Here is a 17,696-nt window from a genome sequence, read left to right on the forward strand (position 1 = left end):
CCGCGCCAGACCCGATTTTCATTCCAGGCCCCGTGAACATGTTCCAGCCCTCCCCCTGGCGTGCCGACTTCCCCGCCATCGCCGCCCTGCAACGGCAGCACCAGACCTACCTGGACAGTGCCGCCACCACCCAGAAGCCGCAAGCCCTGCTTGACGCCCTGAGCCATTATTACGGCCATGGCGCGGCCAACGTGCACCGTGCCCAGCACTTGCCCGGCGCAATGGCAACCCAGGCGTTCGAGACCAGCCGCGACAAGGTCGCCGCCTGGCTGAATGCCGCAGACTCCCGGCAGATCGTGTTCACCCACGGCGCAACCTCGGCGCTGAACCTTCTGGCCTATGGCCTGGAACACCGCTTCGAAGCCGGTGACGAAATCGCCGTCAGCGCGCTGGAGCACCATGCCAACCTGCTGCCCTGGCAACAGCTGGCGCGTCGGCGCAACCTGCGCCTGGTGGTCCTGCCGCTGGATGCCCACGGCCGCATCGACCTGGACCAGGCGCTGCAACTGATCGGCCCCCGCACCCGGGTGCTGGCGGTCAGCCAGCTGTCCAACGTGCTGGGCACCTGGCAGCCGCTGCCGGCGCTACTGGCCCATGCCCGCGCCCAGGGCACATTGACCGTGGTCGACGGCGCCCAGGGCGTGGTGCATGGTCGCCATGATGTGCAGCACCTGGGTTGCGACTTCTATGTGTTCTCCAGCCACAAGCTGTATGGCCCGGACGGAGTTGGCGTACTGTATGGCCGCCCTCAGGCGCTGGAACTGTTGCGCCACTGGCAGTTCGGGGGCGAGATGGTGCAACTGGCCGAGTACCAGAGCGCCAGCTTCCGTCCGGCACCGCTGGGGTTCGAGGCGGGTACGCCGCCAATCGCCGGGGTGATTGGTCTGGGCGCAACCCTGGACTACCTGGCCAGCCTCGACGCCCAGGCGCTCGAAGCCCATGAAACCAGCCTGCACCAGCACCTGCTCCGTGGGCTGGCCGACCGCGAAGGCGTGCGGGTGCTCGGTGCGCCACAGGCGGCCTTGGCCAGCTTCGTCATCGAGGGGGTGCACAATGCCGATATCGCCCACCTGCTCACCGAGCAAGGCATTGCCGTACGAGCCGGGCACCATTGCGCCATGCCACTGCTGAAAGGCTTGGGCCTTGAAGGCGCAATTCGAGTTTCGTTGGGCTTGTACAACGACAGCGATGACCTTCAGCGCTTCTTCACTGCGCTGGATCAGGGCCTGGAGCTGCTGCGATGAGCATGCCGGAGCAAGCACGTCAGGCGCTGGAGGCTTTTGAACAGGGCAAGGGTTGGGAACAGCGGGCGCGGCTGCTGATGCAGTGGGGAGAGCGGCTGGAACCGCTGGATGATACCGAGAAGACCGACGCCAACCGGGTGCATGGCTGCGAAAGCCTGGTTTGGCTGGTGGCCGAGCACGTTGAAGGGCTTTGGCGGTTCAAGGCCACCAGCGATGCACGCTTGTTGCGTGGGCTGCTGGCCTTGTTGCTGGTAAGGGTTCAAGGCTTGGCCAGTGAAGAATTGGCCGGTCTGGACCTGCGTGAGTGGTTTACACAGCTGGGGCTGGAGCGTCAGCTGTCGCCATCGCGCAGTAATGGGCTGCATGCGGTGTTGCAGCGGATGGCGGAGCTGGCGTCCAACCGCTAAATCGGCGTGGGCTTCATCGCGGGTTTACCCGCGAAGAGGCCCACGCAATTTAATCAGGTTTGACCCGTTCCGAGGGCCGCCGCGCACCTGCCACCAACTTTTCGATAGCCTTGCTCGCCGCCACCATGCCAAAGGTCGCGGTCACCATCATCACCGCGCCAAAGCCACCCGAGCAGTCCAGCCGCACCCCCTCACCCACGAAACTCTTCTGCAGACAAACGCTGCCATCGCCCTTGGGGTAGCGCAGCTGCTCGCTGGAGAACACGCATGGCACGCCATAGTTGCGGCTGACATTGCGCGAGAAATTGTAATCGCGACGCAAGGTGGAACGCACCCGCGAAGCCAGCGGGTCGTTGAAGGTCTTGTTCAGGTCGGCAATCTGGATTTGCGTGGGGTCGATCTGCCCACCGGCACCACCGGTGGTGACGATGGCGATCTTGCGCCGACGGCACCAGGCAATCAGCGCCGCCTTGGCCATGACGCTGTCGATGCAGTCGATCACGCAGTCGAGGTTTTCGGTAATGTACTCAACCATGGTCTCGCGGGTAACGAAGTCAGCCACCGCATGCACCGTGCACGCCGGGTTGATCGCCCGCAGGCGCTCGGCCATGACCTCGACCTTGGGCCGACCTACCTGGCCTTCCAGGGCATGGGCCTGGCGGTTGGTGTTGCTGACGCACACATCGTCCAGGTCGAACAGGGTGATTTCCCCTACGCCGCTCCGGGCCAGCGCTTCAGCCACCCACGAGCCTACCCCGCCAATCCCGACCACAGCCACATGGGCCTGGCCCAGGCGCTGCAGCCCTTGGTCGCCGTATAACCGGGCAACGCCGGCGAAGCGTGGATCTTCTGTGCTCATCTTCATACCCCAAAAAACCGGCGCGCATTATATGCCAGCCGGCCCATGGCCTGCATCGTTAGGAAAGACACTGCCAACCCTGCTTTAATGTCCTATCACTTCGACACAAATGGACGACAATGTCTTCACGTAAATTCGGCCTGAACCTGGTCGTGGTCCTGGCCATCGCCGCGTTGTTCACCGGGTTCTGGGCCCTGATCAACCGCCCGGTTTCCGCCCCCGCCTGGCCAGAGCAGATCTCTGGCTTTTCGTATTCGCCGTTCCGCCTGGGTGAAAGCCCGCAAAAAGGCCAGTACCCCAGTGACGACGAGATGCGCCAGGACCTGGAGCAGTTGAGCAAACTGACCGACAGCATCCGCATCTACACCGTGGAGGGCACCCAGGCCGACATCCCGCGCCTGGCCGAGGAATTCGGCCTGCGGGTAACGCTGGGCATCTGGATCAGCCCGGACCTGGAGCGCAACGAGCGCGAAATCGCCACCGCCATCCAGTTGGCTAACACCTCGCGCAGTGTCGTGCGGGTCGTGGTCGGCAACGAGGCGCTATTCCGTGAAGAGGTTACCCCGGAAAACCTGATCAAGTACCTGGACCGCGTGCGTGCAGCTGTGAAGGTGCCCGTGACCACCAGTGAGCAATGGCACATCTGGAAGGAAAACCCGGAAATTGCCAAGCACGTCGACCTGATTGCTGCGCACATCCTGCCCTACTGGGAGTTCGTGCCAATGAAGGATTCGGTCGAGTTCGTGCTCGACCGTGCCCGTGAACTGCGGCACCAGTTCCCGCGTAAACCCCTGCTGCTGTCAGAGGTCGGCTGGCCGAGCAACGGCCGCATGCGCGGGGGTGCCGATGCCACCCAGGCCGACCAGGCCATCTATCTGCGAACGCTGGTCAACACCCTCAACCGCCGTGGCTACAACTACTTCGTCATCGAAGCCTATGACCAGCCGTGGAAGGCCAGCGATGAAGGCTCGGTAGGCGCCTACTGGGGCGTGTACAACGCCGAGCGCCAGCAAAAGTTTAACTTCGACGGCCCGGTGGTGGCGATCCCGCAGTGGCGTGCGTTGGCCGTGGCGTCGGTCGTGCTGGCCATGATCGCCTTGATGGTGCTGTTCATCGACGGCTCGGCCCTGCGCCAGCGCGGCCGCACCTTCCTTACCTTCATCACCTTCCTGTGCGGGTCGGTGCTGGTGTGGATCGCCTACGACTACAGCCAGCAATACAGCACCTGGTTCAGCCTGACCGTGGGCGTGCTGCTGGCCCTTGGCGCGCTGGGCGTGTTCATCGTGCTACTGACCGAAGCCCACGAACTGGCCGAGGCGGTATGGATACACAAGCGCCGCCGCGAGTTCCTGCCGGTGGAGGCCGACAGCGCTTACCGGCCCAAGGTGTCGGTGCATGTGCCGTGCTACAACGAGCCGCCCGAGATGGTGAAGCAGACCCTCGACGCCCTGGCCGCACTGGACTACCCCGACTACGAAGTGCTGGTGATCGACAACAACACCAAGGACCCGGCCGTGTGGGAGCCGCTAAAGGCCCACTGCGAGAAGCTCGGCGAGCGTTTCAAGTTCTTCCACGTCGCGCCCCTGGCCGGTTTCAAGGGTGGCGCGCTGAACTACCTGATCCCGCACACCGCCAAGGACGCCGAAGTGATCGCGGTGATCGACTCGGACTACTGCGTCGACCGCAACTGGCTCAAGCACATGGTGCCGCACTTCGCCGACCCGAAAATTGCCGTGGTGCAGTCGCCGCAAGACTACCGCGACCAGCACGAAAGCGCGTTCAAGAAGCTGTGCTACAGCGAGTACAAGGGCTTTTTCCACATTGGCATGGTCACCCGCAACGACCGTGACGCGATCATCCAGCACGGCACCATGACCATGACCCGGCGCACGGTGCTGGAAGAGCTGGGCTGGGCCGAATGGTGCATTTGCGAAGACGCCGAACTGGGCCTGCGCGTGTTCGAAAAAGGCCTGTCGGCGGCCTACGCCCACAACAGCTACGGCAAGGGCCTGATGCCCGACACCTTCATCGACTTCAAGAAGCAGCGCTTCCGCTGGGCCTATGGCGCCATCCAGATCATCAAGCACCACGCCAGCGCCCTGCTGCGCGGCAAGGGCAGCGAGCTGACCCGCGGCCAGCGTTATCACTTCCTGGCCGGCTGGTTACCATGGATCGCCGATGGCATGAACATCTTCTTCACCATCGGCGCGCTGCTGTGGTCGGCGGCGATGATCATCGTCCCGCACCGCGTGGACCCGCCGCTGATGATCTTCGCCATCCCGCCGCTGGCGCTGTTCTTCTTCAAGGTGGGCAAGATCATCTTCCTGTATCGCCGTGCAGTAGGCGTGAACTTGAAAGACGCCTTCGCCGCAGCGCTGGCCGGCCTGGCGCTGTCGCACACCATCGCCAAGGCGGTGCTGTACGGGTTCTTCACCAGCAGCATGCCGTTCTTCCGCACACCGAAGAATGCCGACAGCCATGGGTTGCTGGTGGCACTTTCCGAAGCACGCGAAGAGCTGTTCATCATGTTGCTGCTGTGGGGCGCGGCGCTCGGCATCTACCTGGTGCAAGGGCTGCCGAGTTCGGACATGCGCTTCTGGGTGGCGATGTTGCTGGTGCAGTCGTTGCCATATGTAGCGGCGTTGGTGATGGCCTTGCTGTCTTCGCTGCCCAAGCCGGTAGAAAAGGCTGCAGAACCGCAACAGGCTTGAGACTTGTGGGGCCGCAACGCGGCCCCACCGCCCCCTCAGTTTGATATAAGATAACGCCCCTCAGATTTCCCCGCCTTGCCTTGCCCCGGAGTCCCCCATGACGGCCCCTGCCGAGCTCTCGCCTACCCTTCAACTGGCCTGCGACCTGATCCGTCGCCCCTCGGTCACCCCCGTCGACGCCGATTGCCAGGCGCAGATGATGAACCGCCTGGGCGCCGTGGGCTTCCAGCTGGAGCCGATGCGCATTGAAGACGTCGACAATTTCTGGGCCACCCACGGCACCCAGGAGGGCCCGGTGCTGTGCTTTGCCGGCCACACCGACGTGGTGCCCACCGGCCCGGTGCAGCAATGGCAGCATGAACCGTTCGAAGCGCTGATCGACGCCGACGGCATGCTCTGCGGCCGTGGCGCTGCCGACATGAAGGGCAGCCTGGCCTCCATGGTGATCGCCAGCGAGCGGTTCGTGCACGACTACCCTAACCACCGTGGCAAGGTCGCCTTCCTGATCACCAGCGACGAGGAAGGCCCGGCTCACCACGGCACCAAGGCGGTGGTCGAACGCCTGAAAGCGCGCAACGAACGCCTGGACTGGTGCATCGTCGGCGAACCCTCAAGCACCACCCTGCTGGGTGACGTGGTCAAGAACGGTCGTCGCGGTTCGCTGGGTGCCAAACTGACCGTGCGCGGCAAGCAAGGCCACGTGGCCTACCCGCACCTGGCGCGCAATCCGATCCACCTGGCCGCCCCGGCCCTGGCGGAACTGGCAGCCGAGCACTGGGACGAAGGCAACGCGTTCTTCCCGCCGACCAGCTTCCAGATCTCGAACCTCAATTCCGGCACCGGCGCCACCAACGTGGTCCCGGGCGAGCTGACTGCACTGTTCAACTTCCGCTTCTCTACCGAGTCCACCGTCGAAGGCCTGCAGGCGCGCGTCTCGGCGATTCTCGACAAGCATGAACTGGACTGGTCGATCGACTGGGCGCTGTCTGGCCTGCCATTCCTCACCGAACCGGGCGAACTGCTGGACGCTGTGGCGGCCAGCATCAAGGGCGTCACCGGCCGCGATACCCAGCCGTCCACCAGCGGCGGCACCTCCGATGGCCGCTTCATCGCCACCATGGGTACGCAGGTGGTCGAGCTGGGCCCGGTCAACGCCACCATCCACCAGGTGGACGAGCGGATTCTGGCCAGCGACCTCGACCTGCTGACCGAAATCTACTACCAGACCCTGGTACGGTTGCTCGCCTGATGCTCGCCTGCCCCCTTTGCCAGGCGCCGCTGAGCCGGCTCGACAACGGTGTGGTGTGCCCGGCCGGCCACCGCTTCGACCGCGCCCGCCAAGGATACCTGAACCTGCTGCCGGTACAGCACAAGAACAGCCGCGATCCGGGTGACAACCAGGCCATGGTCGAAGCCCGTCGCGATTTCCTCGATGCCGGGCACTATGCCCCGGTGGCCAGCCGCCTGGCCGAGCTTGCCGCCGAGCGCCAGCCCGGCGCCTGGCTCGACATCGGCTGCGGCGAGGGTTACTACACCGCACAGATCGCCCAGGCCCTGCCGGCCGCCGACGGTTACGCGCTGGACATTTCCCGCGAGGCGGTAAAGCGTGCCTGCCGTCGCGCACCGGAAGTCACCTGGATGGTTGCCAGCATGGCCCGCGTGCCTTTGGCCGACGCCAGTTGCCAGTTCATCGCCAGCGTATTCAGCCCGCTGGACTGGGCCGAGGCCAAGCGCCTGCTCAGCCCCGGCGGCGGCCTGATGCGGGTCGGCCCTACCAGCGGCCACCTGATGGAGCTGCGCGAAGTGCTCTACGATGAAGTACGCCCTTACGCCGACGACAAACACCTGGCCCTGGTCCCCGAAGGCATGGCCCATGCCCACAGCGAAACCCTTGAGTTCCGCCTGAGCCTGGCCGAACCCAAGGCCCGCGCCGACCTGCTGGCCATGACCCCGCACGGCTGGCGCGCCAGCGCCGAAAAACGCGCGCTGGTCATCGACCAGGCCGAGCCGTTCGAGGTGACGGTTTCCATGCGTTATGACTATTTCGTGCGCCAAGACTGAGCACACCCGGAGCCCTTATGCGCCAACCTGATATCGAGATCTACCTGAAGGACGCCGACGTCGACCACAAGCAGATTGCCGAGTGGCTCGCCCAGGCAATCGGCCCGTGCAGCGAATGGAAGCAGAAAGGCCACACCTTCAAATGCCAGGCCGGTAACATTCCGGTCACCTGGTTACCCAAGGCTGTAGGGAAATGGAACAGCCTGTACCTGGAAAGCGACCAGACGCCATGGGCTGATGATGTCGCCTGCGCCCGCGCCGCCTTCGCCGCACTGGGTGTGGAAGTGCGCTGCGCGCCGGGTGGCTGGGTAGAGGAAGACGGGGAAGAAGATGCCGACCGCTGGGTCCGCATCAGCGCCGACGGTGAAGAGGAAATCACCTGGCGCACCAGCTGAAACAGGTTGCTTCAGGCTGCAAGTTACACGGTCAACTTGCAGCTTGAGGCCTACCGCAAAAGGCTCAGAGGCCCACTACGTCTTCGGCTTGCAGGCCTTTCTGGCCCTGCACGCAGGCGTATTCCACGCGCTGCCCTTCGACCAGGGTACGATGCCCCTCACCGCGGATCGCCCGATAGTGGACGAATACATCCGCACCACCTTCGCGCTGAATGAAGCCATAACCCTTGGCATCGTTGAACCACTTTACGTTCCCAGTCTCACGAGACGACATCTGAACTACTCCGGATTTTTATTGTGAAGATCGCCGTGCAGGCATAGGGTCACCTGCCCCGTGCCAACGCCGCTTGCCGAAATATCCTGCAAGTGGCAGGCCGAGTATATGACACAGAACAAAAAAAATTGATGACGGCCCCCGCAGTTGGCCGATTTTTGCTGAACTTACGCCGATACGGCAGACTAATTAGCTGGATACTCACCTGAACATCACACCCAGGGCACACACCCCATGACCCGTTCCCCCCTGCACCGCCTGATCTTCGGCGGCCTGCGTCGCCTGTTGTACCTGTGGGTGCGCTCCGAGACCATCAACCAGTCGTCCATGTCCCTCAACCTCGACCGCAGCAGGCCGGTGTTCTACGCACTGCCGTCGCCCGCGCTCACCGACCTGGCCGTGCTCGACCACGAATGCACCAAAGCGGGGCTGCCGCGCCCGGTATTGCCGGTAGCCGTGGGCCCACTGCAGGAGCCGGCCGGGTTCTTCTACCTGACCCCCGACCCGGACTGGCTGGGCCGGCAGGACAAAAGCGGCGCGCCACCAACGCTTGAGCGCCTGGTCGCTGCCGTCACCCAGCATGCCGAGGAAGATGCGCAGATCATTCCCGTCAGCGTGTTCTGGGGCCAGACCCCGGCCAGTGAATCCAGCCCGTGGAAGCTGCTGTTCGCCGACAGCTGGGCGGTTACCGGGCGCCTGCGCCGGCTGCTGACCGTGTTGATTCTGGGGCGCAAGACCCGGGTGCAGTTCTCCGCGCCTATCCACCTGCGCGAACTGGTGCAGCACAACAAAGGGCACGAGCGCACCGTGCGCATGGCCCAACGCCTGATGCGCGTGCATTTTCGCAACCTCAAGACAGCGGTCATCGGCCCGGACATCTCGCACCGGCGCAACCTGGTCAAAGGCCTGGTGCACGCCCCGCAAGTGCGCCAGGCCATCGTCGACGAGGCACAGCGCGAGAACCTGCCGCTGGCCAAAGCCGAAGCCCAGGCACTGCGCTATGGCAACGAGATTGCCTCGGACTACACCTACACCGCCATCCGCTTCCTTGAAGTGGTGCTGAGCTGGTTCTGGAACAAGATTTACGACGGCATCAAGGTCAACCACATCGAGCACGTGCAGGGCATCGCCCCCGGCCACGAAGTGATCTACGTGCCGTGCCACCGCAGCCACATCGACTACCTGCTGCTTTCGTACCTGCTGTTCCGCAACGGCCTCACCCCGCCGCACGTGGCTGCGGGCATCAACCTCAACATGCCGGTAGTGGGCAACCTGCTGCGCCGTGGCGGTGCGTTCTTCATGCGCCGCACGTTCAAGGGCAACCCGTTGTACACCGCCGTGTTCAACGAGTACCTGCACACCCTGTACACCAAGGGCTTCCCGGTCGAGTACTTCGTTGAAGGCGGCCGCTCGCGTACCGGGCGCATGCTGCAACCACGTACCGGGATGCTGGCCATCACCCTGCGCAGTTTCCTGCGCTCGTCACGCACGCCGATCGTGTTCGTGCCGGTGTACATCGGCTACGAGCGCGTACTCGAAGGCCGTACCTACCTGGGCGAACTGCGCGGTGCCAGCAAGAAGAAGGAGTCGGTGTTCGACATCTTTAAGGTGTTTGGCGCGCTCAAGCAGCGCTTTGGCCAGGTCTACGTCAACTTCGGCGAGCCGATCCGCCTGGCCGGCTTCCTCGACGAACAACAGCCCGGCTGGCGTGAGCAAGACCATGGCCCGCAGTACCGCCCGGAATGGCTCAACGCTACCACCACCCGCCTGGGTGAAACCGTGGCCCGTCACCTGAACGAGGCGGCTGCCATCAACCCGGTCAACCTGGTGGCCCTGGCGCTGCTGTCCACCAGCCGCCTGGCCCTGGACGAACGCGCCCTGACCCGCGTGCTGGACCTGTACCTGGCGCTGCTGCGCCAAGTGCCCTACTCGCCCCATACCACCCTGCCCGACGGCGACGGCCAGGCGCTGATCGAACATGTACGCAGCATGAACCTGGTGGCCGAACAGAAGGACGCCCTGGGCCGCATCCTGTACCTGGATGAAGGCAATGCGGTCCTGATGACCTACTACCGCAACAACGTGCTGCACATCTTCGCCCTGCCGGCGCTGCTGGCCAGCTTCTTCCTCAGCAGCTCGCGCATGAGCCGCGAATTGCTGGGCCAGTATGTACAGGCGCTGTACCCGTACCTGCAGGCCGAACTGTTCTTGCGCTGGACGCCAGAGCAACTGGAGGAAGTGATCGACCAGTGGCTGGCCGCGCTGGTGGAGCAAGGCCTGCTGCGCATGGACGGCGAGGTGTATGTGCGCCCGGCGCCCAGCTCGCGGCAGTTCGTGTTGCTGACCCTGCTCGCCCGCACCATCACCCAGACCCTGCAGCGCTTCTACATGGCCACTTCGCTGCTGCTCAACAACGGGCAGAACAGCCTCAGCGCCGAGGCGCTGGAAGACCTGTGCGTGATGATGGCCCAACGCCTGTCGATCCTGCATGGCCTGAATGCCCCGGAGTTCTTCGACAAAACGCTGTTCCGCCACTTCATCCAGACCCTGCTTGAGCAAGGCGTGCTGCATGCCGACGCTCAAGGCAAGCTGGGTTACCACGACAAACTCGGCGAACTGGCCGAGGGCGTGGCCAAGCGTGTGTTGTCTGCGGAGCTACGCCTGTCGATCCGCCAAGTGGCCCTGCACCGTGACGATGGCCTGGAAACTTCGCCCCCCTGATGTGACCGGCGTGACAGTTGTTGCGCCTGTGAGATCGAGCGCCGCGCGGGCGGCGCTTGATCTCACAGGCGCTGCAAGACCAACGGCGAACACCTGCAGCCAACGATTGACAACCCCTCACCAGCCGGGAAAATCCGCAACACTACCTCTCCAGAAGGAAAGCTTCATGATCCGCACCTCCCTGCGTTTCACCACCCTGTGCGCCGGCCTGCTGCTGTCGGCCAGTGCGCTGGCCCTGTCGCTGGGTGACCTGACCCAGAAAGACGCCACCGGCGGCCTGAAAGATGCCCTGACCCAAGGCGCGCAGCTGGCCGTCAAGCAACTGAGCACCCCAGGCGGCTTCAGCAACAACCCGGAAGTGCGCATCGAATTGCCGGGCAACCTGGGCAAAGCCGCCAAGGCAATGAAAATGTTCGGCAAAGGTGAACAGGTCGAAGCGCTGGAAACCAGCATGAACAAGGCTGCCGAAGCTGCCGTGCCGCAGGCCCAGGCAATTCTGGTGGATGCCGTGAAGAACATGAGCGTGACCGATGCCAAAGGCATCCTCAGCGGCGGTGACGACTCGGCCACCCAGTACCTGAACAAGAGCAGCCGTGAGCAGATCCGCGCCAAGTTCCTGCCGATCGTTAAGCAGGCTACCGACAAGGTTGGCCTGGCCCAGCAGTACAACAACTTTGCCGGGCAGGCCGTGGCGCTCGGTGTGGTGGATGCCAAGAGCGCCAGCATCGAGAACTACGTGACCGAAAAGGCGCTGGACGGTCTGTTCGAAATGATCGGCAAGCAGGAGCAAAGCATTCGCCAGAACCCGGCTGAAGCGGCTACCAGCCTGGCCAAAAAAGTCTTCGGCGCCCTCTGATGCCCCTAGGGGGCTGCTTTGCAGCCCCCTGCGGTCTTCAGTCCTTCCTGACCCTGAACCACGCCGCATACAACGCCGGCAGGAACAACAGGGTCAACACCGTAGCCACGATCAACCCGCCCATGATCGCCACCGCCATCGGCCCGTAGAACACGCTACGTGACAACGGAATCATCGCCAGCACCGCCGCCAGCGCGGTCAGCACAATCGGGCGGAAGCGCCGCACCGTGGCTTCGATGATTGCCTGCCAGCGCTCCATGCCCGCCGCGATGTCCTGCTCGATCTGGTCCACCAGAATCACCGAGTTGCGCATGATCATCCCCGCCAGGGCAATGGTGCCGAGCATGGCGACAAAGCCGAACGGCTGGCGGAACACCAGCAGGAACAGGGTGACGCCAATCAGCCCAAGCGGCGCGGTGAGGAACACCATCACCGTGCGCGAGAAGCTGCGCAGCTGGATCATCAGCAAACTCAGCACCACCACCACGAACAGCGGCATGCCAGCGTTGACCGACTTCTGACCACGCTCGGAGTCCTCGACCGTGCCGCCGACCTCCAGCAGGTAGCCATCCGGCAGCTTGGCGCGGATGTCACGCAGGGTAGGCTCGATCTGCTTCACCAGCGTGGCCGGTTGCTCCTTGTCGTAGATATCGGCACGCACGGTCACGGTCGGCAAGCGGTTACGGTGCCAGATAATGCCCTCCTCGAAGCCGTATTCCAGGGTGGCTACCTGCGACAGCGCTACGCTCTGGCCGTTATCGGTGGGCAATGCCAGGCTGCCGAGGTTGCCCAGTTCACCGCGTTCCTGTTGGGTGCCGCGCAGCAGAATCTCGATCAGCTCGTTGTCTTCGCGGTACTGGCTGACCGTAGTACCGGTTAGCGAGCTTTGCAGGAAGCTGGACAAGTGCGAGGTGCTCACGCCCAGGGCACGCGCGCGGTCCTGGTCAATTTCCAGGAACACCGCCTTGCTCGGTTCTTCCCAGTCCAGGTGCACGTTGACCACATGCGGGTTCTCCCGCACCTTGTCAGCCACTTCACGCGCCAGCGCGCGGGCCTTCTCGATGTGTTCGCCGGTCACCCGGAACTGCACCGGGTAGCCCACAGGCGGGCCGTTTTCCAGGCGCGTAACGCGGGCGCGCAGGTCGGGGAATTGCTGGTCCACGATGCTGATCAGCCAGCTACGCAGGCGCTCGCGGTCTTCCATCGACTTGGCCAGCACCACGAACTGGGCAAAGCTGGCGGCCGGCAGCTGCTGGTCCAGCGGCAGGTAGAAGCGTGGCGAGCCAGTGCCCACATAGGCCACGTAGTTGTCGATACCGTCCTGCTGCTTGAGCAGCGCCTCCAACTGTTTGACCCGCTCGGCGGTATTGGCCAGCGAAGCACCTTCAGCCAGCTTCAGGTCAACCATCAGCTCCGGGCGCCCGGAGGCCGGGAAGAACTGCTGGGGCACGAAACGGAACAGCAGGATGCTGCCGACAAAAGCGGCGATGGTCAGCAGAATCACGGTCTTGCGCCGCCGCACACACCACTCCACCACTCGCCGTACACGCTGGTAGAACGGCGTGGCGTAAGGGTCTGGCGCGTGGCCGTCCTTGCCGTGGCGTGCGGCATGCAACTTGGCCAGATCTGGCAGCAGGCGCTCGCCCAGGTAAGGCACGAACACCACCGCCGCCACCCATGAAGTCAGCAACGCAATGGTCACCACCTGGAAGATCGAGCGGGTATATTCGCCGGTGCTGGAGGCTGCCGTGGCGATGGGCAAGAAGCCCGCTGCGGTAATCAAGGTGCCGGTGAGCATCGGGAAGGCAGTACTGCTCCAGGCATAGCTGGCCGCCTTGAGGCGGTCGTAGCCCTGCTCCATCTTGATCGCCATCATCTCTACCGCAATGATCGCGTCGTCCACCAGCAAGCCCAGCGCCAGCACCAAAGCGCCGAGGGAGATCTTGTGCAGGCCGATGCCGAAGTAATGCATGGCGGCGAAGGTCATGGCCAGCACCAGCGGGATGGCCAGCGCTACCACCAGGCCGGTGCGCAGGCCCAGCGAGAAGAAGCTCACCAGCAGCACGATGACCAGGGCCTCGACCAGCACCTGCACGAACTCACCCACGCCGGCCTTGACCGCTGCTGGCTGGTCCGACACCTTGCGCAGCTCCATGCCGGCCGGCAGGCTGCGCGCCAAGCGCTCGAATTCGCCTTCCAAGGCCTTGCCCAGCACCAGAATGTCGCCACCGTCCTTCATCGACACGGCCAGGCCAATGGCATCCTCACCCATGAAGCGCATGCGCGGCGCGGGCGGGTCGTTGAAGCCACGGTGCACCTCGGCGACATCGCCGATGCGGAAGGTACGGTCACCCACGCGGATGGGGAACTGGCGAATCTGTTCGACGCTGTCGAAGCGCCCGCTCACCCGCAGTTGCAGGCGCTCGCTGGGTGTTTCGAAGAAGCCGGCGGTGCTCACCGCGTTCTGCTCCTGCAGGGCCTGTTGCACCGCCTGCAGTGGCACGCCAAGGGTGGCCAGCTTGAGGTTGGAGAGCTCGATCCAGATTTTCTCGTCCTGCAGGCCGACCAGCTCGACCTTGCCCACATCCTTGACCCGCTGCAGCTGGATCTGGATGCGATCGGCGTAATCCTTGAGCAACGCGTAGTCGAAGCCCTCACCGGTCAGCGCATAGATATTACCGAAGGTGGTGCCGAACTCGTCGTTGAAGAACGGGCCCTGGATTTCCGGTGGCAAGGTGTGACGGATGTCCGCGACCTTCTTGCGGATCTGGTACCACAGCTCGGGGATGTCCTTGGAATGCAGCGAGTCGCGGGCCATGAAGGTGACCTGCGATTCGCCGGGGCGTGAGAACGAGACGATCCTCTCGTACTCGCCGGTTTCCATCAGCTTCTTCTCGATGCGCTCGGTAACCTGGCGCGACACTTCCTCGGCGCTGGCACCGGGCCACAAGGTACGGATGACCATGGCCTTGAAGGTGAACGGCGGGTCTTCGCTCTGGCCCAGCTTGGTGTAGGACATGGCGCCAATGGCCGCCAGCAGGATCATCAGGAACAGGACGATCTGGCGATTGCGCAGCGCCCAGGCAGAAAGGTTGAAACCCATCGGGACTTACTCCTTGGCCGTCAGGTTCACTACACGGTTGCTGCGGTCCACAGGGCGAACCTCCTGGCCCTCGCGCAGCACATGACCGCCAGCGGCGACCACCCAGTCGCCCGGGGCAAGGCCTTCGAGCACTGGCACACTGTCGCTGCCATACGCCCCCAGACGCACCACTGCTCGCTCCAGATGGCTGTCCTTGTTGACCCGCCATACATACGCCTGACCGTTTTCTGCGGTAACCGCCGACAGCGGTACCGACAGCGGGATCAGCCCCTCATGGGCAATGAACACCCGGGCGCTCTGACCCAGCTCGGCCGGTGCGGCGGCCGAAGTAAAGGCGATGCGCGCCGCGAAGGTGCGCGAACGCGGGTCGGCGGCCGGCGACAACTCGCGGATACGGCCCTGGAAGCGCTCCCGTGGGTACGACCACAGCTCCACGCTCACCGGCTCGCCCACGGCGAAGCGGGCGAACTGCTGCTCTGGCAAGCCGATAGCCACTTCCCGTTCACCATCGGCGGCCAGGGTGAACACGGTCTGCCCGGCGGCGACCACCTGGCCCACTTCAACCTGGCGCTTGGCGATCACCCCGGCCTGTGGAGCACGCAGCACGGCATATTCGGCCTGGTTGCCGGCCACATCGAATTCGGCCTTGGCCTGCTTCAAGCGGGCGAGGCCGGCACGGTAGAGGTTTTCAGCGTTATCGAACTGGGAATGGCTGACCATCTGCCGGTCCAGCAGTTTCCGGTAACGGTCGCGCTCGGCGCGCACCAGTGCCAGGTTGGCCTCGGCGGCTGCCAGTTGGGCGCGGTTGGCTTCCAGTTGCAGGCGCACGTCCTGTGGGTCCAGTTCAGCCAGCGGCTGGTCGGCCTTGACCCGCTGCCCCTCCTCGACCAGGCGTTTGCTGACCTTGCCGCCAATGCGGAAAGCCAGCTCCGGCTCGAAGCGCGCACGCACTTCACCGGGGTAACTGTCGGCAGCGGCTTCAGCCGGCTGCGGCTGCACCACCAGCGCCGGGCGCGGCGCTGCAGGTGGTGTGGCTTCCTGACCGCACGCCGCCAGTAACAGCACGGCAGCGGCGGGCAGAGCGATGGACAAGGCATGGCGCAACATGATGAATCCTTTCGCAGAGGTGCACATCGAATATTTATACTGGCAAGTATATTAAATCAGGCAATCGGTGCCGGGAAGCTGGCGTTACAAAGAAATCCAGACGGTTTTTCAACACCCGTCAGCTGTTGCACAGCCCACAGCCAATCAACAAGTTGCCCCACCCCGCCACAGCCAGAAATCCCTCATATACGCCGCAAACCCCGTATCACGGGCGTTCCACCAACCGGCACGACCTGTGCAATCAACGGTACACCCCCTCTTTCATGTACCTGGAGTATTCCGATGACTGCCCTCGAACAACACCTGACCGTCCCCGCCAACGGCGCCGACTACGCCACGCTGGCCGCCCGCTTCAGGCCCATCTTCACGCGCATTGCCGAAAGCAGCGTGGAACGCGAACGCAACCGCGCCCTGCCCCACGAACCGATCCGCTGGCTGAAGGAGGCCGGCTTTGGTGCCGTGCGCGTACCGGTCGAGCACGGCGGTGGCGGCGCTTCGTTGCCGCAGCTGTTCCAGTTGTTGATCGAACTGGCCGAAGCCGACTCCAACGTGCCTCAGGCCCTGCGCGGCCATTTCGCCTTCGTCGAAGACCGCCTCAACGCCCATGCCAGCGCGCCACAAAATGTGTGGTTCAAGCGCTTCGTTGCAGGTGACCTGGTGGGCTGCGCCTGGACCGAGATCGGCGCGGTGAAAATTGGCGATGTCATCACCCGCGTCTCACGTCAGGGTGAACAGTGGGTGGTCAACGGCACCAAGTACTACAGCACCGGCAGCCTGTTCTCCGACTGGATCGACCTGTTCGCCCGCCGCGACGACACCGGGGCCGACGTGATCGCAGCCATCCGCACCCACCAACCCGGCATCCGCCAGAGCGACGATTGGGATGGCTTCGGCCAGCGCACCACCGGCAGCGGTACCTCGGTGTTCGAAAATGCCGTGGTCGAGGAAGAGAACATCATCGACTTCGCCACCCGCTTCAAATACCAGACCGCGTTCTACCAGCTGGTGCTGCTGGCGGTGATCACCGGTTCCGGGCGTGCCGCCGTGCGGGATTTCAGCCACGAGACCCGCAAGCGCACCCGGGTGTTCAGCCACGGCAACGGCGCGGCAGTCAGTGAGGACCCACAGGTATTGCAAGTGATCGGCAAGGCCTCGGGCCAGGTGTATGCCGCCGAGGCCGCGACCCTGCGCGCCGCCGAGGCCAGCCAACAGGCTTACCTGGCACGTTTTGCCCATGACCCGGCCGCAGAACAGCAGGCCAATGTGCTTGCCGAACTGGAGTCGGCCCAGGCCCAGGTGGCAGCCATCGACCTGGTACTGCGCGCCACCAGCGACCTGTTCAATGCCTTGGGTGCCTCCACCACCAGCACCAGCCGCCAGCTCGACCGCCACTGGCGCAACGCCCGCACCGCGGCGTCGCACAACCCGGTGATCTACAAGGAGCGGATCGTCGGCGACTGGCATGTGAACGGTACTGAACCGCCGTATGTGTGGCAGATTGGTGGGGGGGCCAAGCAACGCTAAGAGACGGCTATATCCGGCTGCCGGGTGGCTGGCCGGTAGCCGTGGGCCGTCGCCGAACAGCTTCTCGCGCAGAAAGCCGGGGCGCTATTCGGTCTTGTAGGCGCCGCGTTGCTGCAGCTCGGGAACCAGCAGTCCGACCACGTCGCGGAAGGATTCGTGGGCCCTGAAGTCGATGCCGGTCCAGCCGGAAATCAGCGCCAGGGCACCTTCGTAGCTGGCGTAGCTTTGCCATTTGGACTGGGCCCTGGCGTCGGTTTCGTCGACGATCGCCGTCTGCATATTGAAGATCAGCACCTTGCGCGGCTCGCGCCCGGCCTCGGCGGCGCGGCGACGAACACGCATTCGGCATGGCCGGCGGCAAAATGGCACTCCTGTTCGATAGGCTCGGCACCCTTGCAAGGTGCCCTTCCGGCTCTATCAACACGATTCATGCC

Annotated in this window: 13 protein-coding genes and 1 pseudogene; 9 read left to right on the forward strand and 5 right to left on the reverse strand. The window is 64.1% G+C overall.

Annotated features, from left to right (window positions below; translation table 11 throughout):
- Positions 1-38 precede the first annotated feature (38 nt).
- The gene (locus D8767_RS23330; protein ID WP_016712942.1) at positions 39-1,244 is read left to right on the forward strand and encodes a cysteine desulfurase; all 1,206 of its coding nucleotides are present in this window, start codon (positions 39-41) and stop codon (positions 1,242-1,244) included.
- On the forward strand, positions 1,241-1,651 hold the full coding sequence (locus D8767_RS23335) for a SufE family protein (RefSeq protein WP_016712943.1): 411 nt from the start codon (positions 1,241-1,243) through the stop codon (positions 1,649-1,651). Before D8767_RS23330 ends, D8767_RS23335 begins: the two co-directional genes overlap by 4 nt.
- A gap of 49 nt (positions 1,652-1,700) precedes the next feature.
- On the opposite strand, the gene tcdA is transcribed toward D8767_RS23335, so the two are convergent.
- Entirely contained in the window at positions 1,701-2,510 is an 810-nt protein-coding gene (gene tcdA, locus D8767_RS23340) for a tRNA cyclic N6-threonylcarbamoyladenosine(37) synthase TcdA (RefSeq protein ID WP_161751460.1), read from the reverse strand.
- A gap of 119 nt (positions 2,511-2,629) precedes the next feature.
- Between tcdA and D8767_RS23345 the strand changes: the two genes are divergently transcribed.
- The 4 genes from D8767_RS23345 (at position 2,630) to D8767_RS23360 (ending at position 7,677) form a co-directional block, all read left to right on the forward strand.
- On the forward strand, positions 2,630-5,221 hold the full coding sequence (locus tag D8767_RS23345; protein WP_016712945.1) for a glycosyltransferase: 2,592 nt from the start codon (positions 2,630-2,632) through the stop codon (positions 5,219-5,221).
- 97 nt (positions 5,222-5,318) lie between these two features.
- Positions 5,319-6,470, forward strand: coding sequence for a succinyl-diaminopimelate desuccinylase (dapE, locus tag D8767_RS23350; protein ID WP_016712946.1), 1,152 nt, complete (start codon positions 5,319-5,321; stop codon positions 6,468-6,470).
- A complete protein-coding gene (locus D8767_RS23355) occupies positions 6,470-7,282 on the forward strand; it encodes a putative RNA methyltransferase (protein ID WP_016712947.1) in 813 nt (270 codons plus the stop codon). The genes dapE and D8767_RS23355 overlap by 1 nt, the downstream gene beginning before the upstream one ends.
- 17 nt (positions 7,283-7,299) lie before the next feature.
- Positions 7,300-7,677, forward strand: a complete 378-nt coding sequence (locus tag D8767_RS23360; protein WP_016712948.1) for a hypothetical protein — start codon at positions 7,300-7,302, stop codon at positions 7,675-7,677.
- A gap of 64 nt (positions 7,678-7,741) precedes the next feature.
- Here D8767_RS23360 and D8767_RS23365 read toward each other — a convergent pair whose 3' ends face one another.
- Positions 7,742-7,951 (reverse strand): cold-shock protein, encoded by a 210-nt coding sequence (locus tag D8767_RS23365; RefSeq protein ID WP_003252255.1) that lies wholly within the window; start codon positions 7,949-7,951, stop codon positions 7,742-7,744.
- A gap of 234 nt (positions 7,952-8,185) precedes the next feature.
- Between D8767_RS23365 and plsB the strand changes: the two genes are divergently transcribed.
- Both plsB and D8767_RS23375 read left to right on the forward strand, forming a co-directional pair.
- Positions 8,186-10,672: a glycerol-3-phosphate 1-O-acyltransferase PlsB gene (plsB, locus tag D8767_RS23370; RefSeq protein ID WP_016712949.1), complete on the forward strand. Its 2,487-nt coding sequence runs from the start codon at positions 8,186-8,188 to the stop codon at positions 10,670-10,672.
- Between the two features lie 166 nt (positions 10,673-10,838).
- Positions 10,839-11,528, forward strand: coding sequence for a DUF4197 domain-containing protein (locus D8767_RS23375; protein ID WP_016712950.1), 690 nt, complete (start codon positions 10,839-10,841; stop codon positions 11,526-11,528).
- Between the two features lie 37 nt (positions 11,529-11,565).
- On the opposite strand, the gene D8767_RS23380 is transcribed toward D8767_RS23375, so the two are convergent.
- Both D8767_RS23380 and D8767_RS23385 read right to left on the reverse strand, forming a co-directional pair.
- The gene (locus tag D8767_RS23380) at positions 11,566-14,631 is read right to left on the reverse strand and encodes an efflux RND transporter permease subunit (protein WP_016712951.1); all 3,066 of its coding nucleotides are present in this window, start codon (positions 14,629-14,631) and stop codon (positions 11,566-11,568) included.
- Between the two features lie 6 nt (positions 14,632-14,637).
- A complete protein-coding gene (locus D8767_RS23385; RefSeq protein ID WP_016712952.1) occupies positions 14,638-15,738 on the reverse strand; it encodes an efflux RND transporter periplasmic adaptor subunit in 1,101 nt (366 codons plus the stop codon).
- Between the two features lie 282 nt (positions 15,739-16,020).
- Here D8767_RS23385 and D8767_RS23390 point away from each other — a divergent pair, with 282 nt between their 5' ends.
- Positions 16,021-17,262 carry an acyl-CoA dehydrogenase family protein gene (locus D8767_RS23390; protein WP_016712953.1) on the forward strand — a complete coding sequence of 414 codons (1,242 nt, stop codon included), beginning with the start codon at positions 16,021-16,023 and terminating at the stop codon, positions 17,260-17,262.
- Here the strand turns inward: D8767_RS23390 and D8767_RS23395 are convergent.
- Positions 17,254-17,598 (reverse strand): annotated as a pseudogene (locus D8767_RS23395) (5,10-methylene tetrahydromethanopterin reductase); the annotation flags it as partial. The gene D8767_RS23390 and the pseudogene D8767_RS23395 sit on opposite strands and share 9 nt — an antisense overlap.
- Positions 17,599-17,696: the final 98 nt, after the last annotated feature.

This window comes from Pseudomonas sp. LTGT-11-2Z (assembly GCF_003691445.1).
In the GTDB taxonomy this organism is placed as follows: domain Bacteria; phylum Pseudomonadota; class Gammaproteobacteria; order Pseudomonadales; family Pseudomonadaceae; genus Aquipseudomonas; species Aquipseudomonas monteilii.